This is a genomic window from Arcicella sp. GW821-FHT09D11, assembly GCF_059416265.1.
This window is the reverse complement of sequence record NZ_JBWKOV010000001.1, coordinates 368,020-392,976: the sequence shown is the minus strand read 5'-3', so window position 1 is coordinate 392,976 and position 24,957 is coordinate 368,020. Positions and strand designations below refer to the sequence as shown.

Annotated in this window: 19 protein-coding genes and 1 tRNA gene; 11 read left to right on the top strand and 9 right to left on the bottom strand. The window is 35.8% G+C overall.

Annotated elements, in window-relative coordinates; translation table 11 throughout:
* Positions 1-91: 91 nt before the first annotated feature.
* From AC07N0_RS01535 to AC07N0_RS01525, 3 genes are all read right to left on the bottom strand, one after another.
* Positions 92-268 (bottom strand): hypothetical protein, encoded by a 177-nt coding sequence (locus AC07N0_RS01535; protein WP_494587857.1) that lies wholly within the window; start codon positions 266-268, stop codon positions 92-94.
* A 60-nt stretch (positions 269-328) separates the two neighbouring features.
* Entirely contained in the window at positions 329-544 is a 216-nt protein-coding gene (locus tag AC07N0_RS01530; RefSeq protein ID WP_494587856.1) for a restriction endonuclease subunit S, read from the bottom strand.
* A gap of 82 nt (positions 545-626) precedes the next feature.
* Positions 627-700, bottom strand: a tRNA-Asp gene (locus AC07N0_RS01525).
* A 119-nt stretch (positions 701-819) separates the two neighbouring features.
* On the opposite strand from AC07N0_RS01525, the gene AC07N0_RS01520 reads away from it, so the two are divergent.
* Together AC07N0_RS01520 and dapF are read left to right on the top strand one after the other, a co-directional pair.
* Complete coding sequence (locus AC07N0_RS01520) at positions 820-1,341, top strand: DinB family protein (RefSeq protein WP_492800472.1); 522 nt, start codon at positions 820-822, stop codon at positions 1,339-1,341.
* A gap of 37 nt (positions 1,342-1,378) precedes the next feature.
* A complete protein-coding gene (gene dapF / locus AC07N0_RS01515; protein WP_494587855.1) occupies positions 1,379-2,155 on the top strand; it encodes a diaminopimelate epimerase in 777 nt (258 codons plus the stop codon).
* A 1-nt stretch (position 2,156) separates the two neighbouring features.
* On the opposite strand, the gene AC07N0_RS01510 is transcribed toward dapF, so the two are convergent.
* Positions 2,157-6,686, bottom strand: a complete 4,530-nt coding sequence (locus AC07N0_RS01510) for a translocation/assembly module TamB domain-containing protein (RefSeq protein ID WP_494587854.1) — start codon at positions 6,684-6,686, stop codon at positions 2,157-2,159.
* Between the two features lie 123 nt (positions 6,687-6,809).
* Between AC07N0_RS01510 and tsaD the strand changes: the two genes are divergently transcribed.
* The 6 genes from tsaD (at position 6,810) to AC07N0_RS01480 (ending at position 14,047) form a co-directional block, all read left to right on the top strand.
* Positions 6,810-7,808: a tRNA (adenosine(37)-N6)-threonylcarbamoyltransferase complex transferase subunit TsaD gene (gene tsaD, locus AC07N0_RS01505; protein ID WP_323246167.1), complete on the top strand. Its 999-nt coding sequence runs from the start codon at positions 6,810-6,812 to the stop codon at positions 7,806-7,808.
* Positions 7,809-7,928: 120 nt separating this feature from the next.
* Positions 7,929-9,041, top strand: coding sequence for a DEAD/DEAH box helicase (locus AC07N0_RS01500; RefSeq protein ID WP_494587853.1), 1,113 nt, complete (start codon positions 7,929-7,931; stop codon positions 9,039-9,041).
* 127 nt (positions 9,042-9,168) lie between these two features.
* Complete coding sequence (locus AC07N0_RS01495) at positions 9,169-10,431, top strand: DEAD/DEAH box helicase (protein ID WP_494587852.1); 1,263 nt, start codon at positions 9,169-9,171, stop codon at positions 10,429-10,431.
* A 358-nt stretch (positions 10,432-10,789) separates the two neighbouring features.
* On the top strand, positions 10,790-11,734 hold the full coding sequence (locus tag AC07N0_RS01490; protein ID WP_494587851.1) for a 3-oxoacyl-ACP synthase III family protein: 945 nt from the start codon (positions 10,790-10,792) through the stop codon (positions 11,732-11,734).
* A 172-nt stretch (positions 11,735-11,906) separates the two neighbouring features.
* On the top strand, positions 11,907-12,995 hold the full coding sequence (locus AC07N0_RS01485; RefSeq protein ID WP_494587850.1) for a DUF4349 domain-containing protein: 1,089 nt from the start codon (positions 11,907-11,909) through the stop codon (positions 12,993-12,995).
* 155 nt (positions 12,996-13,150) lie between these two features.
* Positions 13,151-14,047: a DUF4349 domain-containing protein gene (locus AC07N0_RS01480; RefSeq protein WP_494587849.1), complete on the top strand. Its 897-nt coding sequence runs from the start codon at positions 13,151-13,153 to the stop codon at positions 14,045-14,047.
* Positions 14,048-14,111: 64 nt separating this feature from the next.
* On the opposite strand, the gene AC07N0_RS01475 is transcribed toward AC07N0_RS01480, so the two are convergent.
* From AC07N0_RS01475 to AC07N0_RS01465, 3 genes are read right to left on the bottom strand one after another with little or no spacing between them, the layout of a single operon-like run.
* The gene (locus AC07N0_RS01475; protein WP_492800462.1) at positions 14,112-14,588 is read right to left on the bottom strand and encodes a DUF4843 domain-containing protein; all 477 of its coding nucleotides are present in this window, start codon (positions 14,586-14,588) and stop codon (positions 14,112-14,114) included.
* A 27-nt stretch (positions 14,589-14,615) separates the two neighbouring features.
* Complete coding sequence (locus AC07N0_RS01470; RefSeq protein ID WP_494587848.1) at positions 14,616-16,043, bottom strand: RagB/SusD family nutrient uptake outer membrane protein; 1,428 nt, start codon at positions 16,041-16,043, stop codon at positions 14,616-14,618.
* Positions 16,044-16,093: 50 nt separating this feature from the next.
* Positions 16,094-19,147, bottom strand: coding sequence for a SusC/RagA family TonB-linked outer membrane protein (locus AC07N0_RS01465; protein ID WP_494587847.1), 3,054 nt, complete (start codon positions 19,145-19,147; stop codon positions 16,094-16,096).
* A gap of 406 nt (positions 19,148-19,553) precedes the next feature.
* Between AC07N0_RS01465 and AC07N0_RS01460 the strand changes: the two genes are divergently transcribed.
* Positions 19,554-20,885, top strand: a complete 1,332-nt coding sequence (locus tag AC07N0_RS01460) for an amidohydrolase (protein WP_494587846.1) — start codon at positions 19,554-19,556, stop codon at positions 20,883-20,885.
* Positions 20,886-21,144: 259 nt separating this feature from the next.
* On the opposite strand, the gene AC07N0_RS01455 is transcribed toward AC07N0_RS01460, so the two are convergent.
* Together AC07N0_RS01455 and AC07N0_RS01450 are read right to left on the bottom strand one after the other, a co-directional pair.
* The gene (locus tag AC07N0_RS01455) at positions 21,145-21,948 is read right to left on the bottom strand and encodes an SDR family oxidoreductase (RefSeq protein WP_494587845.1); all 804 of its coding nucleotides are present in this window, start codon (positions 21,946-21,948) and stop codon (positions 21,145-21,147) included.
* Positions 21,949-22,022: 74 nt separating this feature from the next.
* The gene (locus AC07N0_RS01450; RefSeq protein WP_494587844.1) at positions 22,023-24,092 is read right to left on the bottom strand and encodes a S9 family peptidase; all 2,070 of its coding nucleotides are present in this window, start codon (positions 24,090-24,092) and stop codon (positions 22,023-22,025) included.
* A gap of 164 nt (positions 24,093-24,256) precedes the next feature.
* Between AC07N0_RS01450 and AC07N0_RS01445 the strand changes: the two genes are divergently transcribed.
* The gene (locus tag AC07N0_RS01445) at positions 24,257-24,475 is read left to right on the top strand and encodes a hypothetical protein (RefSeq protein ID WP_494587842.1); all 219 of its coding nucleotides are present in this window, start codon (positions 24,257-24,259) and stop codon (positions 24,473-24,475) included.
* 16 nt (positions 24,476-24,491) lie between these two features.
* Positions 24,492-24,947, top strand: coding sequence for a regulatory protein RecX (locus AC07N0_RS01440; protein ID WP_494587841.1), 456 nt, complete (start codon positions 24,492-24,494; stop codon positions 24,945-24,947).
* The last annotated feature ends 10 nt before the right edge of the window (positions 24,948-24,957 follow it).

The following is a 24,957-nucleotide window of genomic DNA, read 5'->3' as shown; positions in this document are numbered from 1 at the left end:
GTAGCTTTTAAATAGAAGGGTTGTTTACTTTATTACTATCCCATCACTCCACCACCACTTGCCCATTCATCAACATCGGTAATAACCAATCTCATAAGTGGGCGAGTTGCTGGTTTTCTTGTTTGTTTGACAATATTTTTTCAAATATATACTTTCCAATTTCATCAAACTTCTTTATTATCTCATTAGATGGGATTGCAGAAGTGGTTGCTTTTATATCATTTGAAACAATTGCATCAAATACAGAGCCATTTGCTTTTGCCTTCAATTGTAAAATAATATCAGAGACAAATAAATACAAAAAAGGATAATTAACATTATTCTTTCCTTAAAAAGCATAACAAGATTGATTCATTGCCATGTTTTGCGATGCAATATTGATATTGCCAACAGTTCCTCTCGCAGTTATAAAAATTGTTCCTTTTGGGAAAAGTTTGCTACTACAATTTTGTAGACCTATTTCTGTAATAAATTGTAAAGTGTTTACCACAAAAGCTCCATTTTCAACATCTTTAGATGTAAAAAAGGGTATATCTCCCCCCAACTATTCCGATTGATCCAAATAAATATAAAGCTTTTGAAACTCTCATAAAACCACAAAAAGCACCCATTTCTGAGTGCTTTTGCGGTCTGGACGGGACTCGAACCCGCGACCCCATGCGTGACAGGCATGTATTCTAACCAACTGAACTACCAAACCTTTTTGCAATTTTAACAACTTGTTAACTTTTCGTTTACCCCGTTGTTTTATTGTGATGCAAAATTAGTCGTTTTATTTTAGAATACAATACCTTTGTCAAAAAAAAATCAAAAAAAATAATGAGAAAACCTTTTGAAAACGAGTTTCCTGATGGTAAGTATTTTTCTTTTTATATAGAAAAGGTTGAAAGTCAAAATGTTATTGAAGCACTTATGGTGCAGAAAGATGTAGTGAAAAATTTATATAAAAATTTGTCTGAAGAGCAAAAAAAGTATCGATATGCGGTTGGAAAATGGACTCCTCAACAAATTTTAGGTCACCTCACCGATACTGAACGCATTTTTGGCTACCGAGCTTTGGCGATTGCTAGGGGTGAAAAACAATCTTTACCCAGTTTTGATGAAAATGAATACATGGATGCCTCTGATTTTAATGAACAGTCTTTTGAATCTTTGTTAGAACAGTATCGTTTAGTAAGAGAAAGCTCTATCGCGCTGTTTTCATCGTTCTCTGAAGAAGTGGCTTCGAGGATTGGTATAGCGAATGGAAATGCAGTTTCAGCAAGGGCTTTGGTTTGGATGATTGCTGGACATGAACGCCACCATTTGAATATATTAAAAGAGCGTTATAATATTGCGTAGATTTTTAAGGAATATAAAACAGTAGAATACATTTAAGATGAAGTTTTATAAATATCAAGGTACTGGTAATGATTTTGTAGTGGTAGATGACCGTTCAAAAACTTTTCCTATTTCACAAGAATTGATTGCCCATTTGTGTCATCGTCGTTTTGGGATTGGAGCAGATGGTTTAATGCTCTTGCAAGAGGCTGAGGGCTATGATTTCAGAATGGTTTACTTTAATGCCGATGGTACAGAAGGTTCAATGTGTGGTAATGGTGGTAGATGTTTAGTGAGATTCGCTCATGATTTAGGTATTATTGGCGACTCTACCGTATTCATTGCCGTTGATGGTGAACATGAAGCTAAGGTGACTAAAGAGGTAATTTCATTAAAAATGATTGATGTCAATCAAATAGATAAAACACCCGAATATGATTTTATGAATACTGGATCGCCACATTATGTAACGTATGTGAGCGACTTAGCTAACTATGATGTATTCAATACTGGCAAGTCTATACGTTATGGCGAACCTTTTGTAAGTAAGGGAGGAACCAATGTGAATTTTGTGGAGGTGACTGGCGAAAACGCTTTATCAGTACGTACGTATGAGCGTGGTGTTGAAGATGAAACTTATGCTTGTGGCACAGGAGTGACAGCTTGTGCTTTGTCTGCTAATATTCGTTTGGGCTTTGAAAATTATGTGGATATCAAAGTAATGGGCGGACAGCTAAGGATTGAATTCGAGCGTACTGAAAACGGCTACCAAAACATTTTCTTGATTGGCCCTGCCATCAGAGCTTTTGAAGGTGAAGTTGATTTGACCGTTTAAACTAGGGATTTACAATAACTGGCTCGTCTGTTTGGGCTAGTGGATTTCTAGCTTTCTTTCTATTAATAAATAAGTAGTTGAAACTTTTGGTGTATAGTAAACTAGCGCCACCCGAAGTAAACGTCTGGTAGGTATTCAATGCCCCTAAAATGGATGTTTGAATGTTTCTGTTATATGTTTTAAATCTTAGGCTTCCGTCTTTCGTAATAAACCATTCCAATGCCCAGTCGCCAATAAGTGATTGGGCATTTGTTTGATTGGTAGCCGTAGTAAATCCTCCGCTTCGTGTAATTCTGAAACGGTCGTTGAAATTGTAAGAAAGCCTAAGTTGTAAATTATTGATTAAATCTTGGTTCAGCCCATTACCATTGAGGGATAAGTCAACATTTAGGTTTTGGTCAATCTTAGAGAATACATTACTCAACTGATTGGATAATAGCTCCGTTAAGTTACTGACTAAGTTAGCTGCCGCAAAGGCACTAGCATTCGTCTGCGAAACCATTTGTCCTAACAACAACACATTACTTACCTGTCTGTTTAGTTCTTGTTCATCCGTTTTCATCCTGTTTTCAAAAGCGGTAACAGCCGAATTAAAATCAGGGTTTTGAGGATAATCGTGCATTCTCAAATTAAACGAAATGGTAGGTTGCAAAAGCCTATCTTTTAAATTAATCGTAATATCTACTGGATATCGACGAGTATAATCTGCTTTACTACGCAATTCTTTTCCCCTGCCTGTTGAGTCTATTACTGAGCCTAGATAACTTAAATTTTGAGTATAAGAGGCACGAATATCAACGATGGCTTCGTATGGGTCACCCGACCATGATATTTTACTTCCTCGTTGAATATTAAACTTTTTATTGATGATATTCTGAAATGTAAAGGTATAATCTCCACGCTCTATGTTATAATCCCCCGTCATATCAAAGCCTCCTCTGGTATCCACTTTCAGGTTAATAATACCCGACCCGTTGGCACGCATAATATCCCCAGTTTGTTTGTCGAACTGTACTTCACCATAAGCATCAGGCGTAATTTCAAAGTTGAAATCCATTTTAATACCACTGGTTGAGGTGTTATCAAGGGCTAAGTTTTTATTGAGAGAATCTTTGGCTACTCTCGCACTCATAAATTCAATCTCTTCTTGGTTCCCAGCATCTTGGGCTTTATCAAGTGGAATATATAATTTTGTTCCACGGTCACTTCTTAAGTCGGCTGAAATAGTTAAATTATCAAACGTACCACCTAAATTTAGTTTACCTGTTGCGTAGGCGGTGCCATAATACGTATCGTTATCTCTTCTGGTAGTATTCAAAATTTTGAAACGATTCATCGTCGTACTTAACTGAACATTAAATGTCTTGTCACCATCAAAGAAAACACTGCCTTTCAACGTACCTTTATTCCCTTCGTCGTCTGTAAGGCGAAGACTTTTTGCCCTTACTTCATCAGGCTCAAACGTGATTTTATCTTCAAAGTTTAGTGTCGATTTAAGGTAGTCAAAGAACAACGTTCCTCTCTTAATATCAATTGCTCCTTCCAAAATTGGGTGCGAAGGTTTTCCTGAAACATTGATTGTTCCAATGGCTACGCCACCAATTTTAGAGAAAAGTCCTTTCGTAAAAGGCTCTAAAATTTGCAGGTTTGTCTGGTTCAAAGTCGCTAATAAGTCTAGCGAATTTTCTGCTTGCTTAGGGTCATAAATACCTCTGATTGTCAACACTTGACTTTGCAAACGTTCCAATGAATAGTTGATATCAACCAATTGGCGTTCGTTATCAAAAATACCGTCACCCGTTACATTTCCAATCAAGAAATTATCAACATATAAATCTTTAATGCTCAGACGACTATCAACGTTTATGTTTTTATAAATGTTTTTTAAATCAACCTCTCCATTCACCAACCCTTTCATATTCAATGAAATGATAGGTGCTAGGGTTTCTAGCTGAAAATTTTTGGCTTTAAATGTCAGGTTCTTGAGCGAATCTTCCGAAAGCGTACCGTTTAAGGCTATCAATTGGTCTAAATTGCTCAGGTATAAGTCTTTCGCCGTGATTTCGTTGCCAATAATTGTCAGTGAGTTATCTGGACTAATCTTCCAATCTTGATCTAATAAATGGAACTTAGAGCGTTTAAATTGCAAGGCCAAACCGTCTTGAATAAACTGTAAAGTTCCATTCAAGTTTACTTGGTTAGTTGTCCCTTCTTGTTTAAGACCACTCGTAAATCCAATTCTATCTACTGCCCACGACGCTTCAGCTTCAAGGTTAACGGTAGGGGCTAATACGCCAAGTTTTTGTTTTTTGGAATTCAGAATCAAAGACGCTAGTATTTCTGGCGTATTATAGAATTTCGAACTATTCAAATCTATATCCGACTGATAGAAACGATATTTTTGTCCCAATACCAATGTATCTATTTTGGAACTAAGCGAAAAGGTAGAAGTATTACTAATTCCGAAAGTACCTTCTATCAAAGTCTTTTTTGAAATATGCCCATCGGGGTAATAAAAGCCTAAGATTGGGTCAAAGTTTTTGAGGTAGAATTGATAGTCTATTTGATAATTCTGTGGAGGTGTTAATGGCTTTTTGGCATAATATGCATTTCTAGTAGCTTCGTCACCCACAAAATAAATTTTATATTCCTCAACAAGAACCTTTAAATCCTCGAAAGCCTGACTAGGTTTAAAATTACCTTTGAAGTCTAAGTTTACTAAATCAGATTCGATATTTAATTGTCGTCCTACGTCTTCAATGGTTGAAGTAATATAAAGAGAATCCAGAATTAAGTTTCTTTTATCTAGCGTAACATACGTATTAATAAACTTTGCTTTGCCTACTAATTCATCAATGTTTTTCCCTTTCGATTGAACATCAAGGATGGTAGAAATCCGCCAGTCATCTTTTGTGAAATGAAGGTTTTTTAGATTAGCTTTAGATAATTTCCCCAGCATATCTACATCGCTTTTGCCATTGCGTAAATCTACTTTACTAAATACGTTAAGCACCAAGTTGGTATCTTTAACAGCAATTCTACCATCAAAAAGCTCTTTGGCTAATTTGCCATTAATATCAATATTCTTGTAATTATAATCGTTGTAAGTAATTTGTTGAACGGTTCCATCAAAATTCAGACTAGCATTTTTGAGTGAAAAACCTATGCCTTCTATCTTTCCAGAAAGAGAGATATCACCCAACGAGCCTGCATTATCTATTAGTTTGCCTAATTTAAAATCTTCTAATTTCAACGAACCTTTATAAGTAGAATTGGCTTCGTTAGCTTTTAAAACCATGGCTACATCCACCTCTGATTTTCCTAAATCGGAGGTAATCAAACCCGTTGTTTTAAAATTAGAAGTCGTCCCTTTAAATGCTCCATCAAAAGTAATATTATTAAACTTTTCAATGGCTTTTACGGGATCTTTCCCAATGTATTTCTCTAAGTCATTGACAAAAACATACGATTTTCGCATGTTGAAATCCATATCTGTTGTAGGAATATTAGGAAGTCCCTTAAACGAAAAATCACCCCGCAGTTTAGATTTTTGCCCGAAGTATAAATCAAAATTATGAAGCTTAAACTCATTGACTGTTCCATCAAATTTGCCATTCAGATAATACACATCTTTGTATTGATACATATCATTTACAAAGCGAGCAATGTCGTTAGCTACTACTACCGAAGAATCGAAATTAGCGTGCATTTTTACTTTAGCATTCCAATGCTTAAAGTCTTTTTGACTTTTGAATGACATCACGATGTTATTCCTTATTACCGAACTATTCACTTTCAGTAATAAATCATCAAAACGCATCTGTGTATCCGAAATCAAGAAATGTGTTTTCAGGGTTTTAATCCTGAGGTCAGACGAACGGTCGTAGGCTTTTAGCGTTGTCTGAAAAGTAACAGTATCTCTTATTAAAGTAAAATTCTTAAGATGTCCATTTAATTCATGAAGCTTGAAATGATAATGGTCGAATGATTTTCGGTCGTTCATATAGGGTTCTGACTCATCATTCATGCTAAAAATTCCTTCTACAATATCAGCCTCACTAATAATAAAAGGCGTTGGTTTATGCTTAGGGTCTGGTGTGGGTGAAGCCGTCAATTTATTAATTCGACGAATAAATTCATCAATATTCAAATCTCCGTTTTTATCAGTTACTAAACCCACCTTAGGGTGATATAGCCTTACATAATCCAGTTTTGTTTTAAGAGAATCCTGTAAAAGACTTTTTAATTGAAAATCAAGGTCGAGCTTTTCAATATCAATCATTTGGTGATGCTGATAATCTTTTACTCTTACACCTTCCAGCGTAGCTTCATCAAAAAAACGGATGGTCACTTTATCAATTTCGATAGGATAGCCAAGTGCCTGGGAGATTTTAGGTGCGTAATATTGAGCAATTCTGGTTTGTAAATAAGAACTCCTCAAAGCCAAAGAACCTAAAACAGCCAACAACAATAAGCCTACTACCGTGTAGAGAATTATTTTTGTCAGTATTTTAGAAACCTTTATGAACATTTATTTTTTACTATATAAAACGGGTTAAATGCTAAGAATAAGCTTTAGGGTATACTACAGAATTACTAAGGTATTAGGTTTATATATGTTCTATCAACTAGCATTTATTATCTTTGCATTATTATGACAATCTTAGCAATCGAATCATCATGTGATGACAGCTCAGCGGCTGTAATTATTAACGGCAAACTTTGTTCCAACATTGTAGCAAGCCAAGCCATTCATACAAAATGGGGTGGGGTTGTACCTGAATTAGCAAGCCGTGCACATCAACAACACATTGTACCTGTTGTGGCAGAGGCACTTGAAAGAGCGAAGATAACAAAAAATGACCTAAATGCCATTGCTTTTACACGTGGACCGGGTCTTTTAGGTTCATTATTAGTAGGGGCTTCCTTTGCAAAAGCTTTAGCAATGGGTTTGAATATTCCCTTGATAGATGTTCACCACATGCAAGCGCACGTTTTGGCACATTTTATTGACGAACCCAAGCCAAATTTTCCATTTTTATGCTTAACCGTGAGTGGTGGACATACGCAAATTGTTTTTGTACGTTCGCCTTTAGAAATGGAAGTAATCGGTGAAACGCAAGACGATGCGGTAGGAGAGGCGTTTGATAAAACAGCAAAACTGTTGAATTTACCTTACCCAGGCGGGCCATTGATTGATAAATATGCCAAAGAAGGAAACCCTGAAAGATTCCCTTTTCCGATGGTAGAGATGCAAGGCTTGAACTATTCTTTTTCAGGCATTAAAACGTCTTTCCTATATTTCTTACAGAAAGAGATTAAGCAAAATGCCAATTTTGTAGAGGAAAATATAGCAGATATTTGTGCTTCTATGCAGGCTACCTTGATAAAAATATTATTACAAAAACTTAAAAAGGCAGCTAAGCAATATAAAATCAAAGAAATTGCCATTGCTGGTGGCGTTTCCGCTAATTCTGGACTAAGAACAGCATTGCAAAAAATGGGTGAGCAAGAAAACTGGAATGTATACATACCTGCTTTTCAATACTGCACAGATAATGCAGGAATGATAGCGATGGCAGCGCATTTCAAAGCAGAAAAAGGAGTATTTTGTTCACAAGATGTAAGCCCTTTACCAAGAATGGCTTGGTAATTGTGCTTTATCTTTTTGGGGCTACAAGTAACCAAACTTGTAGCCCTTTTTTATATCATGTTCTGGCAAAGGACTTCTTCATTAATATTTCCTTACCTTTGTCACTTAAAAAACACAATTTTGGCAACATTCAAAGAATTAGGCATATCTGAGCATTTCATCCAAGCAATGACTGAAATGAACATCAATAAGCCTACTGAAATACAGGAAAAAGCAATTCCATATTTATTAAAGAATCAAAACGATTTTATCGGACAAGCCCAAACAGGAACAGGTAAAACTGCTGCTTTTGGTTTGCCGTTATTGACGAAGGTCAATCCTAAATCAAAAGAAGTACAAGCATTGATATTAGCGCCCACGCGTGAGCTTTGTCAACAAATAGCCAAGCATTTGTTTAAACTGACAAAATATGCTCCTGAAAAAATATTTGTTGAAGCAGTGTATGGAGGCGAAAAAATAGATATTCAGCTAAGAGCATTATCAAAACCAACACAAATTATTGTGGCTACCCCAGGGAGGTTAATTGATTTGCTAGCAAGAAAAGCAGTGAGTTTAACGGCTGTGAGAACCTTGATTTTGGATGAAGCCGACGAAATGTTAAGCATGGGTTTCAAAGATGAACTAGATAGCATTTTAAGACAAATACCTCATGATGGTACAAAATGGCTATTTTCGGCTACTTTACCAAATGCTTTGCAGAAATTGGTAGACACTTATATGTCTAAAAATACGCATACGGTTCAAGTTAGTAAAAGCGAAGTGGTGAATAACCTGATAGAACACCAATTTTTTGTGTGTGATGAACGCGAGAAGTTTAATTATGTGCTTCAGTTTTTGAATACGATGGGTGCTTCTACAGGCATTATTTTTTGTAGAACCAAAGTAGCGGTACAAACATTGACGAAACAACTTGTCAGCAAAAATATAGCGGTAGATGCTATTCATGGAGATTTGCAACAAAGCGAGCGAGACAAAGTAATGCGTGCTTTCAAAAACCATAAATTAAAAATATTAGTAGCCACTGATATTTCTGCCCGAGGGATTGATGTTGATGACTTAGCGTATGTTATTCACTATCAATTACCCGACCAGCCAGAATATTACACTCACCGAAGTGGTAGAACTGCCAGAGCGGGCAAAAGAGGTATTTCGATTTGCTTTGTTAGTCAATCAGAGGTAAAAAGAATTTCAGAGTTCTCTAAATTGTTGAATATTTCATTTAGAAAATTATAACAAATACTAATGTTTGTAACTAAACGGTAACATTTAACGTTTGTTATAAATAAACAATCATTTGATTTGTAGTGTTTTATATGCTCGTTTTGCATATCAAAACCTTTTCGTTTTTAACAACATTCTCATGTCATTTCAAGCATTAAATTTAATTGAACCTATCCAAAAAGCACTAGCTGAGGAAGGTTATAGTACTCCGACACCTATTCAAGCTCAAGCGATTCCAGCAATACTTCAAGGAAAAGATTTGTTAGGAGTAGCCCAAACGGGTACTGGCAAAACTGCAGCTTTTGCCATTCCTACCATACAACTTTTAACGCAACATCCTGTTCAACATCGTGCCAAGCGAACCATCAAAGCATTGATTGTTACGCCCACACGTGAATTAGCCATACAAATAGATGATAGTTTCAAAGCTTATGGACGATTTACAGGACTTAAGCACACCGTAATTTTTGGTGGTGTAAAACAAGGGCGTCAGACAGATGTTTTACAAGATGGCGTAGATATCTTAGTAGCTACTCCGGGTAGATTGTTAGATTTAATCAATCAGCGATTTATTACCCTGAAAGATATTCAAGTTTTTATCCTTGACGAAGCCGATCGTATGTTAGATATGGGTTTTGTGCATGACATCAAGAAAATCTTAACTTTTCTACCAGCTAAACGTCAGTCTTTGTTTTTCTCAGCTACGATGCCTCCAGAAATTCAAAAATTAGCAGATAATATTCTTTATAAGCCTGTTAAAGTAGAGGTAACACCCGTATCATCAACGGCAGATACCATTAAACAAGCCGTATATTTTGTAGAAAAAGACCAAAAGAATGCTTTGTTGATGGATATTTTGAAAGATAAATCCATTGAAACAGTATTAGTTTTTACACGTACAAAACATGGTGCTGATAAAGTAGTAAAGGTATTGGCAAAATATGAGATTAAAGCCGAGGCCATTCATGGTAATAAAGCCCAGAATGCACGCCAAAGAGCTTTAGAAAACTTTAAAAATAAGACAACTAGAGTGCTTGTCGCTACTGATATTGCAGCCAGAGGAATTGATGTGGATAATTTGGCGTATGTAATCAATTTTGATATTCCAAATATTCCTGAAACTTATGTGCATAGAATTGGACGTACAGGCAGGGCAGGAGCAAATGGTACGGCGTATTCTTTCTGTGATAGTGAAGAGAAAACTTTTTTGAGGGATATTCAAAAGCTGATTGCTAAAAACATTCCAGTAATTGAAGACCATGCCTTTAAAAATAGTAATCCGAAAATATCAACCCCGATTCAAGCACGTACTCAACCTTCTCAAAAAGCACCTGCAAAATCAAGTGAGGTAAGCAATAAAAGTAAAAAAGTTTGGTTCAAGAAAAAGGCTGAATCAAGGTAGAAAAATGATGCAAAATATTGACAACGCAATGATATACATCATTTTTTGAGAGAATCATCATTTTGAGCCTTCAAATGCATAAAACTTGTTGAATATAGCATTTAACTTTAGTTTTATGAGATTTATCCAAAAAACATGGAAATAGTACAAAAAAATACAGGATTTTATTAAGTAATAATTGTTTATTTCTAATAAATTGTTGTACTATGAAAAAACATTGAGTTCCTTTGTATTAGATTTAGACCCAAAATTTATTTTTTTGTGGTCATCAATGAAATCGGAATACTCATAAAGTTATACCAAGTTCATTGTCAAGTGATTACGTTGATATTTACAAGAAAAGACCAAAATAACCCAAATGTTTATAAACGCTATCGCAAGTTATTTGCCCGAACAAATTATTACCAATGCTTATTTTGAAGAATTAAATGGATTGAGTGACGACTGGATAACCGAACGTACTGGCATTCGCGAACGTCGTAAAGCTTCAGCCGATGAGAATACGCATACAATGGCCATTCAAGCTGTTGATAAAATTAAAGAGAGTTTACCTTATGATATTGCTGAAGTTGATTTAATAGTTGGTGCAACTTACACTCCTTATGATAGTATTTTCACATTAGCACATGCTATTCAACACCATATTAATGTTAGTGAAATACCAGTAGTTACTATTTCTTCTGCTTGTTCATCTTTGTTAAATGCTATTGAGATTGTTCAAGGATATTTTGCACTTGGCAAAGCTACAAAAGCCTTGGTAGTAGCTTCTGAACACAATACTGCTTATAACAACGAAGATGATACCAAAGCTGGGCATCTTTGGGGTGATGGAGCCGTGGTAGTGTCTATTTCTAAGGAACGTACAGCAGATAGCAACTGGGAGATTAAGGATTTATTAACTGGCGGAGCTGCCAATGTAGGTAAAGCATCTGAAAGTGTTAATTTAAAACTCGTTAAGAAAGGCTTAATTATGCCTTTTGGTAGAGATGTATTTATCAATGCTTGTACTTATATGCCAAAGGCGAGCTTACAAATTTTAGAAAGAAATAATCTTACCATTGAGGATGTAGCCTATATCGCTCCACATCAGGCAAACCTTAGAATTTCTAAAAATGTAGCAGGCACTTTGGGTGTTTCAGAAGACATTATGCTTTCTAATATTCAATACTTAGGCAATACAGGTTGTGCTGGCTGTGCCATTGTATTAGACGAGCACAAAACTGAATTTAAAAAAGGAGAAAATATCATCGTAACTGTATTCGGTGGTGGATACTCATACGGAGCAATGTTGATTACGATTTAAAAAGTTTTATATAATACTTAAAAAGCCTCAGGATTAGTCATATAATTCTGAGGCTTTTTTTATAATTCTAAATTTATATTAATAAGTTTTTAAGTATTTTTTAATAAGTTTTTAAGTATTTGCAATACTTGAGTAATTGCAGGCGTTTCATTTGAAACTAAATCCCATTACAATGAAAACTTACCAATTATCTCTATTTGCCATTGCTATAAGTGCAATGATGTTTACAAGTTGTTCAGAACAAAAGGCCGAAACGACTATCAGTTCATCCGAAACTGCTGATACTACAGCTTTGTATGCATCGGAAAATGACTTTTACAACCAGAAGTCCGAAGAAGATGTGGCTTCAGACCAAAAACCAGCAGAAGATACTATTTCAGAGCCAAAGTCAGAAGAAGACTTTGCTTTAGGTCAAGAGCCTAAAGAAGAGGATGTTACGTTTGATGAAAAATCAAAAGAAGGAGTTGCTTCAAAGCAAAAACCAAAAAAAGAAGAAGTTGTACCAAATCAAGAACCAACAATAGGTCTTGAAAAAAAGAAAATTATTAAAACGGCAGATTTGAGATGTAAAGTAACGGATGTACAAGATGCTACAAATCATATTGAGGATGTTGTAGAAAAGTATGATGGTTATGTAACGCATGCTGAGTTGGAGACCAGAACATTTCAAAATGAGGAAGTTGAAATTAGTGAAGATTCGGTTTTGCACAATAGAACATACGAAATCACTAATAGAATTACGATAAGAGTTCCAAGTCGATATTTTGAGAAAGTATTACGGGAAATTCAACCTGTGATGGTATATATCGATCATAAAAATATTGCCGCAGATGATGTAAGTGCTTCATTATTAGCTACTGAATTAAGCAAAAAGCGTTTTTCGAAATTTGAAGACCGTTATGCAAAAGAGATTGATAAAAAAGGTAAAAAACTAAAAGACATCACTACATCAGAAGAAAAACTACTTGATTTACAAACTCAAGCAGATATGAACAAAGTACAGGCTTTGAGTTTAAAAGATCAAATAAATTACAGCACGCTAACGATTGAACTATATCAGCCTATGGCAAATACGGTAGAAGTTCTTGCTAATAAGGATAATAGGTCTACTTTCTCTTATCGATTCTTCAATAGCTTAAAAACTGGATGGTTCTTTATTGAGGACATATTTATTTTCTTTACGACATTCTGGTTTTTTATATTGATTGCGTTAGCAGGATATTGGATTTATAGAACTTATGCTAAATCAGTAAAAGAGTAGAATAGTTGATAATCAAGCAGAGGCTATCCTTGTGGGATAGCCTCTGCTTTTTATAAATATATTAATAAGTTTTTAATTATTTTTTAATAAGTTTTTAAGTATTAACAATACTTGAGTAATTGTAGGCGTTTCATTTGAAACTAAATCCCATTACGATGAAAACTTACCAATTACCTCTTTTTGCCATTGCCATCAGTGCAATGATGATGTTTACAGGTTGTTCAGAACAAAAGGCTGAACATAAGTCAGTAGAAAGTGCTGATAGTATAATTAATGATGCTTTAGCAGGTCTACAGTCAGAGTCCACTAAAGACAGAAAATTTATTAAAACAGGCGATTTAAAAGGGAAAGTTAAGAATGTACAAGAAGCTACAAATCAGATTGAAGATATTGTAGAAAAGTATGATGGTTTTGTGACAAACGCTAAATTAGAAAACAGGGTAATTCAAATCAATGACGTTGAAATCAGCGAAGATTCGGTTTTACATAATAAAGCTTATGTAGTGGTTAACCAACTTTCTATGAGAATTCCTAATCAATATTTTGAGAAAGCAATAAGGGAAATTCAGCCAATTATGACATTTGTGGATTATAAAAACATTACAGCAGAAGATGTAAGCTTTTCTTTAATGGCAAAAGATTTATCTAAAAAGCGTTTTACAGATTTTGAAAAACGTTATAAAAAAGGGATTGCTGAAAAAGGTAAAAAGTTAGATGAAACTACAAAAGCAGAAGAAAATCTGTTAGATGTTCAGACACAAGCAGACATGAACAAAGTACAAACCCTGAGTTTGAAAGACCAAGTTAACTATAGCAATCTTACTATTGAAGTGTATCAGCCTGTTACTAATGCCATTGAAACTTCTCTTAATATGGATAATAGATTTGCTTTTAAACCCAATCTTTTTCTTAGAATTTGGAGTAGCTTAAAAATTGGATGGTATGTTTTTGAAGAAGTAATAGTGTTTGTGTGCAAACTTTGGTTGTTTATACTAATTAGTATTGGTACATATTGGCTTTATAAAACTTATCGAAAGTCAATAAAAGAGTAGAAAATCAAACAGCCTTCTCGGAATATCCAAGAAGGCTGTTTGTATAAAAATAAGAATGCTACTATTATAAAGTAATTCTATACCCTACTTTTTTATAGTTAGCATTTGGACCAATATCACTTCCGTTTCCTTCTAAAACAAAAACAACAGTAGCTGTTTGTCCAGCCTGTGCAGGTGCTTTAAGGATATTTACTTTTAATTCGCCAAAGCTAGACTTTGCTGGAATAGTGATGGTAGTAGCTCCTGCTAAATCGTAGTGAGTACCTGCTACAGCATTACTTTCAGCTGGATCAACCGAAAACTTGATTACTTCATCTTTATCACGCTGTGCACCCACTAAGTTGATTCTTAATGTTTTGGTTTGTACAGCATTCGTTGAAGCTAGGATAGGAAATGTTTTTCCTAAAGCTGGAGAGTTCACAACGGCATCTTGAAACTCTACAAGGGTTACTTTGTCGAATAACTGCTTGTTTTCATCAAAACATGAAAACAAAGTAGTCATCACAAGTAAAAGCAATGATATATTGATTATTTTTTTCATTTGAAATTTCTTTAAATATTTAAAATATTAATATCCAACGTTTTGCTTCAAGTTTGAATTTGCTTGAATCTCACGAGTTGGTATGAATGACAAAATACGGAAATCTGTAAATGCGATAGTTTGAGCAGGTGAAGCTTTCACGATATCTACACCACGACGTTTTAAATCAAAGAAACGGTGTCCTTCAAAAGCAAACTCAATACGTCTTTGATTCGCAATTTCGTCAATTAACGCTTGTCCAGTCAATCCTACTTTAGCATCTAATCCAGCACGCGTACGGATAGTATTAACATCAGCCAATGCTTCAGTTTGTTTTCCTGTTAAAGCATAAGCTTCAGCACGGTTTAAATACATTTCAGAAATACGAATTACAGGGATGTTATCTAAGTTTACTGCACCACTTCTACCGAAGAATTTAGTACATTCAATTTCAGCAGTTCCTCTACCAGCAGTTCCTCTTTCGTATAAATTACGTCTTACATCTCCAGTTTCGAATGCAGCTAATAAAGCAGCTGTTGGAACTAAGTCACCAAAACCAGCGGTTGTAGAAGTATTACCTAGTTGAGATAAGGTAGTGAAAGTAGTTTGAAGAGATAAGTTTACACCGATGTTTTCATTTGTTTGATATACAATTTCAAACATAGATTCTGGGTGATTAGCTGTACGCCAAGCCCCTACATAAGCATCTTTCGTTTGGAATTTACCAATACCCGAAGCCAAAGCAGCATTAGCATATTTGATAGCATTTTCGTAATCTCCACGATACAACGCTACTCTTGAGAAAAGCGCATTAGCAGCACCTTTGTTTGCATAAGCTGTTCCAAGAGTAACTGTTGATAATTTTGCTACTGCATTTGTTAAGTCAGCATAAATAAAATCATACGTTTCAGCAATAGTTGCACGTGGTAATCTTTCAATTTGTGAAAGGTCAAGTACACCTTTTTTATGAAGAGGAATAGTACCTCTGTCAGACTGCGCAATAGCTACTTTTGGTTCATAACCATAACAACGAGCCAATTCAAAATAAAGTAAAGCTCTAAGCATCGCTACTTGTCCTTCAAAAGAATCTCTAGTAGCTACAGGTACTGCAGTTGCTTTAGGGAGTGCCTCTAAAATTAAATTTATTTCGTTGATTGCAAAATAAGCTCTTTCCCAGATAAGAAAGTGAGCGTTAACTTGGTTCAAATATTCTGCATTTAAACGGCCAGATTTATTGGTTGCTCTACCATTATCAGCTAGTGCCTCAGGAATAGCAATTAAATCACGACCATACAAGCTAGTCGACTGCAATACATCATACACACCATTTACGGCAGCACGGATAGCGTCTTCACTTGTAAGGGCAGTAGCAGAATCAATTGATTGACGTGGTTCCACATTCAAAAGATTGCTACATGAACTTGCCACTAGTACTAGACCAAGTGCAAGTGGTTTAAATATATTTTTTAGTTTCATTTGATTTTTTCTCTTTTAATGTTTCTAAACACAGGTTTTCTGATAAATGATTAGAATCCTAATTTTACACCTGCAGTTACAACGCGTGGTTGTGGAACGATACCTGTGTTACCACTACCTAAGTTTGTCCATTCTGCATCAAAACCAGACCATTTAGTCCAAGTATATAAGTTATAACCTTGTACGTAAACTCTAGCAGAAGCTAAACCAAATTTGCTTAGAGCTGATTTTGGAATATTATAACCTAGAGAGATAGTTTTTAGACGAATATAAGAAGCATCTTCATATACTCTTGAACCCGCTACGATACTAGCACCAAGTGTTTCAGCATTACCATTGATTGGTCTTGGGGTACTTGTAATTTGTCCAGGAGTAGTCCATCTACTTTCATATACAGAACGTAAGGTGTTGAAAGTACGTCCTCCGTTTTCAAACATAAATGACGACTGGTTATTAAATGCTGTACGACCATATTCGTAAGTAAATAATATGTTCAAGTCAAATCCTTTGTAAGAAAAATCATTGGTAAAACCACCATACAAGTTTGGAATTTGGCTACCGATAATTTTTGAATATGAGTCAACACTACCAGCAAGACGATAAATGATATTACCAGCGTTATCATACCACATTGCACGTCCAGTAGCAGGGTTAACACCTGCATATTGAGCTACATAAATCGAGTTCAAAGGTTGTCCGATTTTAATTTGCTCGTCAACAGCACGTCCTGGTAAAGTAGTTAAAGTATCGTATAGCTTTGTGATTTTGTTACTGATTTTAGTGATGTTAAAGTCAGTAGTCCATTTAAAGCCTCCTCTGTCAACGTTAATTGTTTTAATGCTGAATTCAAGACCTTTGTTTTGTAACTCTCCTAAGTTGTTAGAGATTGTACTAAAACCACTCGTTTGAGGAACAGGTTGATCTAACAATAAATCACTACTTGTACGAACGAAGTATTCAACAGAACCTTGGATACGGCTATTAAAGAAACCATAGTCTAAAGCGAAGTTAGAAGTTGTGTTACGTTCCCATCTTAAAGAAGCATTACTTAAGCTTGAAGGAGAAATACCAGAAAGTCCATTATAGTTAGCACCGCCACCATACAAACCTCTTGAGTCAAAGTTACCGATTTGGTCATTACCCAAAGTACCGTAACTAGCTCTTAGTTTTAATTGAGAAACTGAAGCATTGTTTTTCAAGAAATCTTCTCCAGAAATATCCCAACCAGCAGAAACTCCTGGGAAGAAACCATATAGATTATCAGCACCGAAACGAGAAGAACCATCATAACGTGCAGTAAGTCCTAAGAAATATTTATTCTTATAGTCATAGCTCAAACGAGTAAAAACCCCAGCTTTTTTGAAACCTGTCCATGAGCTAAATACCGAAATAGGGTTTGCTGCAGACGACTGTGTAGTAAACTGAGGTGTTGGAATACCTTCAGCAGTTGCCTGATAGTTCTCTTGTGTATTCTGACGATATTCAACCCCTACTAATGCACCAATTTTATGATCGTTTTTAATAATCTTATCATACATTACAGTAGCATTTGTCAAGAAGTTGATTAATTCAAATTGTTGACTAGCAATACGACCTTTTACGTTGAATGCATCAGCAGTACGTGGGTCTTGGAAGTTGTATCCGTTGATAGTACGGTAATCCAAACTAGCATAAGGTCTGAATGTTAAACCATCAATGATTTTGAATGTTAATCCTAATGAAGAAATCAACTGATTTGTTCTAGAATTGATTTTATTCAAATCACTTACCATCAAAACGTTTTGGTTTAAAACCCCAGCAATACCACCATCTGCTGGTGTTCCGAAATATGAACCATCGTCATTATAAATACGATTCATTGGTAAAATCAATGGAGACGAGAAAGAAGGAGAACCTAAGAAACTACCTCCGTTTGGACCACCAAAAGTACCTCTTTGGTTGAATGAACTCAAGTTAATCGAAGCATCAACACTTACATGAGAACTTACTTTGTTATTGATTTTAGCACTAAAGTTACCGCCTTTATAGTCGATATTTCTAACGTTCGCATCAGACTGGTTATAAGCACCCGACAAAAAGAAAGTTGTTTTGTCGTTACCACCATTCATCGAGAAATTATAGTTGTTCGTTTTACCGCTCTGATAAGCTTCTTTCTGCCAGTCGTAAGTAGGAAGCGCAGCAATTTCAGCATCAGAAAGCGTTCCGCTTAATCTAACCCCTGTTAAAGCACTAGTTCTAGCTACAGATTCTGTTGAACCAGTTTGATTCATAAGCGCTTCTGTACGAAGTTTAATCCATTCTTGCGTATTTAAAACATCTAAATACTTAGTTGGTTCTACATATCCAGTGTTATAATCTAAAGTAATACTTGTTTTACCAGCTTTACCTTTTTTAGTCGTTACTAAAACAACACCATTGGCAGCAGCAGCACCATAGATAGCAGCAGAAGCCGCATCTTTCAAGATTTCAATGTTCTCAATATCATTCGGGTTAAGGTATGATAAAGGGTTTGTAGAAGCATAAACAGAGCTACTAGTAGTGTTAATTTGCACACCATCTACAACATACAGAGGATCTGTACCACCTTTGATTGAACCTACACCACGGATACGCACTTGTACTTGACCACCCGGTACACCATTTGAACCACTGATTTGAACCCCAGCAGCACGTCCTTGTAAAGCACGGTCAAAAGTTTGAACTGGAATACTCGCAATATCAGAACCTTTAACAGATGCTTGTGAACCTGTTAATGTACGACGTGACTGAGTACCATAACCAACAACTACAACTTCTTCAAGATCTGAAACATCAGATGATAAAGAAACATTAACAATTGATTTTGTTCCAGCAGCGATTTCTGCTTTTTTGAAACCTACAAATGTGAATGTAAGTGTAGCATTACCTGAAACATTGATTTTGTAAGAACCGTCAGCAGCTGAAACGGTACCTCTTGTTGAACCTTTTACACCAACACTTACTCCTGGAAGTGCAGAGCCATCTTCGGCAGATGTAACTTTCCCTGTGATAGTTCTGTCTTGAGCCGCTACTTGAAATATAAGTGCAAGCAGAAACACAAAACTAAGTAGTAGTTTTTTGTTCATTTTTTTTAGTTTGTATGAATGTTAAAAATTGTTAATTTTTTATTACAACAAAAATAATAGGAAATATATTGCGTTCCCAAATTTTTATTTGTTTAAACAATAATTATTTAAACAAAGAGGGCTAATAAACAATATTTTGTTGGGTTAAATGATGAAATTGAAGATAAAAGTTTGGTGAAAATAGTAGATGTGCCTTTTAAAGCAATAGGGGTATTGCTAGAAAATAGGGTTTAATAATATTATTGGGATTATTAGCAACAATATGAGTAAAAGCTATCATTAAACGTGAATTTGCCCTATTTTATATAGTAAAAATAGTTAAACAGGTATTAAAGATTTGGCAGATGGTTATTAAAATAGTAGATTTAGTTAAAATTCATTTCATCTTAAAATCAAACTACTATATATGAAAAAGATAATACTGCCTGTTGCATTGTTGATGCTTTCCTTATCAACATCATTTGGACAAGGTGCTGTGGCTTTAAAATCTAAAATTGCGCAAAAGGCGGAATCGCTAGAAGCTAAAGTAATTACTTGGAGAAGAGATTTTCACCAAAATCCAGAATTAGGAAACCGAGAATTTAAAACGGCTGAAAAAGTAGCTACGCATTTACGTGCATTAGGTATAGAAGTAAAAACAGGCGTAGGCAAAACGGGAGTAGTAGGGATATTAAAAGGTGGCAAACCTGGCCCAGTAGTGGCCTTACGTGCAGATATGGACGGCTTACCTGTCAAGGAAAGAGTTGATATTCCTTTTGCTTCAAAAGCGACAGGTGAATATAACGGACAACCAGTAAGTATCATGCATGCTTGCGGACACGATACACACGTAGCTATTCTGATGGGAACAGCAGAAATTCTAGCTTCGATGAAAAGTGAATTAAAAGGTACGGTAAAATTCATCTTCCAACCTGCCGAAGAAGGAGCACCTGAAGGCGAAGAAGGAGGAGCGCCTTTGATGATTAAAGAAGGCGTGTTAGAAAATCCTAAAGTAGATGCCATCTTTGGGTTGCATATTAATTCACAAACAGAAATTGGGAAAATAAAGTATCGTCCTGGGGGTACAATGGCTAGTTCTGATTGGTTTAAAATCAAAATCAAAGGTAAGCAATCGCATGGTGCTTATCCTTGGTCAAGTATCGACCCAATTGTGACGGCTTCGCAAGTGATTATGGGTTTACAGACCATCGTCAGTAGAAACGCACCTGTGACAGAATCGGCAGCCGTTGTTACTGTAGGGCAAATCAATGGAGGTGTCAGAAGTAATATTATTCCTGAAGAGGTAAATATGAACGGTACTATTCGTGCCTTGGATACAGGCGTACAAGATATGATTCATGCGCGTATTTCACAGATTGCAACTAATATCGCAGAAAGTGCAGGTGCTACGGCTGAAGTAAGCATTACCAGAATGTGCCCTGTTACGTATAATGATATTCCTTTGACTGAGAAAATGATTCCTACTTTGGATGGAGTAGCTGGTAAAGAAAATGTTTCAATTACTGCTGCCGTTACTGGTGCTGAAGATTTTGCCTTCTATCAACAAAAAGTACCGGGTCTTTTCTTCTTTTTAGGAGGAGCACCTAAAGGTAAATCGCCAGCACAGACACCCGCACACCATACGCCTGATTTTTATATAGACGAGGGTGGCTTTGTCTTAGGCATGAAATCAATGGCTAGTTTGGTTGTTGATTACATGGAAATGAATCCTGTGGGAAAGATTAGTGTAGGGAAATAGGAGTAAATTTGAAGATTTGAGAATTTGAAGATTTGAAAATGAGGAAATTATATTACTTGAACTTATCAAATAATATTGCTCTATTTCAAATCTTCAATTGTTTTATTTGAATCTATTAATATTATATTAATTCAATTTCCAGTCTTCAAATATTTATTTGAAATAATACTAATCCATTGTTAAATCTTCAATTGTTTTATTTGAATATCTTCAATAATATTAACTCATTTTCAAATCTTCAAATTCTCAAATCTTCAAATCATTTCGCAGTATTTACTTTCTGAACCATTTTATAGACGATGGTAGGGAAATATCGTTTTAAATATACAGCCATTACTTCAAACATTCCCCCTACATATACTTCTTTTTTGTTATGCTTCACAGCTTTAACAATTCTTTGAGCACAAGTTGTTGCACTCATTCCACGACTTTGGTTACTATCCATTTTGCCGTGAACATTTCCTTTTCCATCTAAGGCATGCAGTGAAATAGGCGTATTGATGTAGCCCGGACAAACAACTGTCACCAGTATGTTCTCTTGCCAGACCTCCGCTCTTAATGAATCAAAAAAGGCAATTAAGGCATGTTTAGCTGCGCAATAACCACTTCTGAGAGGCGTGCCAATTTTTCCTGCTACACTACTTATCGCTACAAAATGACCTGTTTTTCTTTCACTAAAATGTGGAAGAATAGCTTTTGTTAGTGCCACTGTACTGAAAAAGTCCAATTCCATAATGTCTCGGTAAACTTTGAAATCGGTGTCCTTTACGAATGAACGCTGGGTAATACCCGCATTTTGAACAACCACATCAATTTGTCCGAAATAAGCCAGTACAGTATTTACTTTTTCAGGGAATAGCTCAAAATGTAGCATATCCATTGGTAAAACCAAAACGTTTTCGGGAGTCAAGCCCGTGGTGTTAGCTACCCTTTGTAATTCCTGTTCTCGTCTGGCTGAAAGCACCAATTTTGCTCCTTCCTTAGCAAACTGATAAGCAAGAGCTTCGCCAATTCCTGACGAAGCCCCTGTAATCCAGACTATTTTATTATGGAATTTATTCATGATAATGACTTAGTATTCAAAACTCAAAATTCCCAATTCAAACAACTCCTCATTCCAAACTCCAAACTCATCACTCAAGAATGGATTTCCATCAAATTGAGCATAAAAGCATACTCTAACGCTATATCATGAAAACGCTTGAATCTGCCTGATGCTCCACCATGACCTGCTTCCATGTCTGTATGCATCAACAATAGATTATTATTGGTTTTTAAGGCACGTAATTTCGCTACCCATTTGGCAGGTTCAAAATACTGTACTTGGGAATCGTGCAAGCCTGTTGTTATCAACATATTCGGATAATCCTTCGCTTCTACATTATCAACAGGTGAATACGATTTCATATAATCGTAATACTCTTTTTGTTTGGGGTTTCCCCATTCTTCCCATTCGCCGGTAGTCAAAGGAATGCTTTCATCGAGCATAGTTGTTACTACATCGACAAATGGCACTGCTGCCAAAATACCTTTGTATAAATCTGGTCGCATATTGGTTACAGCTCCCATCAATAAACCGCCCGCAGAGCCACCATTGGCAAAAAGCTTATCTTTGGATGTCCATTGCTCTGCTATCAAATATTCCGAAACATCGATGAAATCATTGAAAGTGTTGAGCTTCTTTAACAATTTGCCATCTTCATACCATTGCCTTCCCATTTCCTGTCCGCCACGGATATGCGCAATGGCAAAAGCAAATCCACGATTTAGCAAGCTTAGTCGGGCAGCAGAAAAATAAGGGTCTATCGAATAGCCATACGAACCATAAGCGTATTGAAGTAACGGTTGCGAACCATCTCTTTTGAATCCTTTTTTATACACAATAGAAATGGGTATTTTAACGCCATCTCTAGCAGTAGCATACAAGCGTTCGCTGGCATAATCATCTTTATCAAACTCGCCCAAAACCGTTTGCTCCTTCATCAGGGTTTGAGTTTGATTATCCATATCATAATCATACACAGAAGAGGGCGTAGACAGCGAAGTGTATGAGTACCTAAGAATATTCGTTTCAAAATCTGGATTTGAAGACACCCCAGCATCATAAGCCGTTTCATTAAATTGAATATAATGTTCTACCTGCGTAGCTTGATTGATAATACGAATATGTATCAAAGCGTTGCTTCGTTCCTGTAAAACCAAATGGTTTTTAAAAACCTCCATGCCATCCAAATAAGTATCTTCACGATGTGGGATTACCTCTTTCCAATTAGTTATATCAGCACTTTCACCTTCCGATACTTCCATTAGTTTGAAGTTAATAGCATCATCAACGTTTGTTCTGATATAAAACTTATCTTCAAAATGTTCAATAGAATATTCTAAGCCCTCTTCTCGTGGATAAAAAGGAACAAATTGTCCTGTTGGATTAGAGGCTTCTAACAAACGGTATTCTGTAGAGACACCATTTTGTTCTGAAACCGAAATGATGTATTTCTTAGATTTCATTCTACCCAAGCCCATATAAAACTGTGGGTCTTCTTCGGTATAAACCAAAACATCTGATGCTATCGGCGTGCCTATTTCATGGCGATATACTTTTGATGCCAGCAAAGTCTGCTGGTCACGTACCATATAGAAAATGGTTTTATTGTCAGTCGCCCAAGCATAAGCACCGCCTTCTGTATTAGGAATTTCGTCAGCTAATATTTCACCTGTTGTTAAATCTTTAAACTTCAAAGTATAGTTTCTTCTACTAACGGTATCTATTCCATACGCTATTATTTGCTCATTATCTGATATTTCATAACCGCCGATACTGAAGTAAGACAAGCCTTCTGCCATTACGTTTCCATCTAACATAATCTGTTCTGCTGCATCCAAAGAACCCCTTTTTCTACAATACAAAGGGTATTCTCCTCCTTCAATATACCTAGAATAGTAATAATAATTACCATCTTTTACTGGAACAGACTCGTCGTTTTCCTTCACTCTGCCCTTCATTTCGTTGAAAAGGGCTTCTTGCAAGGTCTTAGTAGGTGCCATTACGGCATCTGTATAGGCATTTTCAGCATTAAGGTATTCAATAACTTCTGGATTTTCGGGTTCATTCAACCAATAATAATTATCTTGACGAGTGTCGCCGTGTAGCGTCATGGGATGTGGCTTTATCGCTGCCACAGGAGCTTGCATTACATCTGGATTCATTATTTTAATTTTTTACTTTCAATCAACTTACCCTCAAAGTGGAAACGCCAATGCTCAAAGATAAGTTTTTCACAGATAAATGAGACTTTTATCTTTGAAACTTTCATCTTTGTAAAAAAGTTATTTGCCTTCCATAAAAACATAAATTAAACCCTAATAAAAAAATGAAAACGATAGCTTATGTATTATTAATTGTTGCAGGATTGATGTTAACAGCTTTATTTATATTATTTTTAGTTTGGTTTTTTGGGGCGATTACTTCTGATAATCATAGAAAGCAACTTTGGTTTATTGTTATACTAGGTTTGTCTGGTTTTGGACTTATTGCTAGAGTGATTTTTGTTGCAATGGATTCTTTCAAAAAAGATAAATTACGAAAATAGAGTACCCTTATTAAACATGAATAAAGAAGCCCTCGTGAAAGTCGCCAATTTTTGTGCCTATCAAGAACGTACCCAACAGGAAGTACGCAAAAGGTTATCAGAATTGGAAGTAATAGGCGATGAAGCCGAAGAGATGATTGTTTGGTTGATTGAGAATAATTACCTCAACGAAGAACGTTTCGCCAGAATATTTGCAGGAAGCAAATTCCGCCAAAAACGCTGGGGAAGATTAAAGATTCGCCAAGAGCTAAAAATGCGTGGCGTATCTGAATATTGCTTGAAAGTAGGCATGAGCGAAATAGATGATGAAGATTATATCCAAACACTCGCTGAAATCCTTGAAAAGAAATCAAGAGAAATCAAAGAAAGCAATCCCCTAAAACGCAAACAGAAGCTAGTAAGCTATGCATTAAGCAAAGGTTTTGAATCTGATTTGGTGTTTGATTTGATAAAAGATGCTATTGAAAAATAAACTTGTTTTG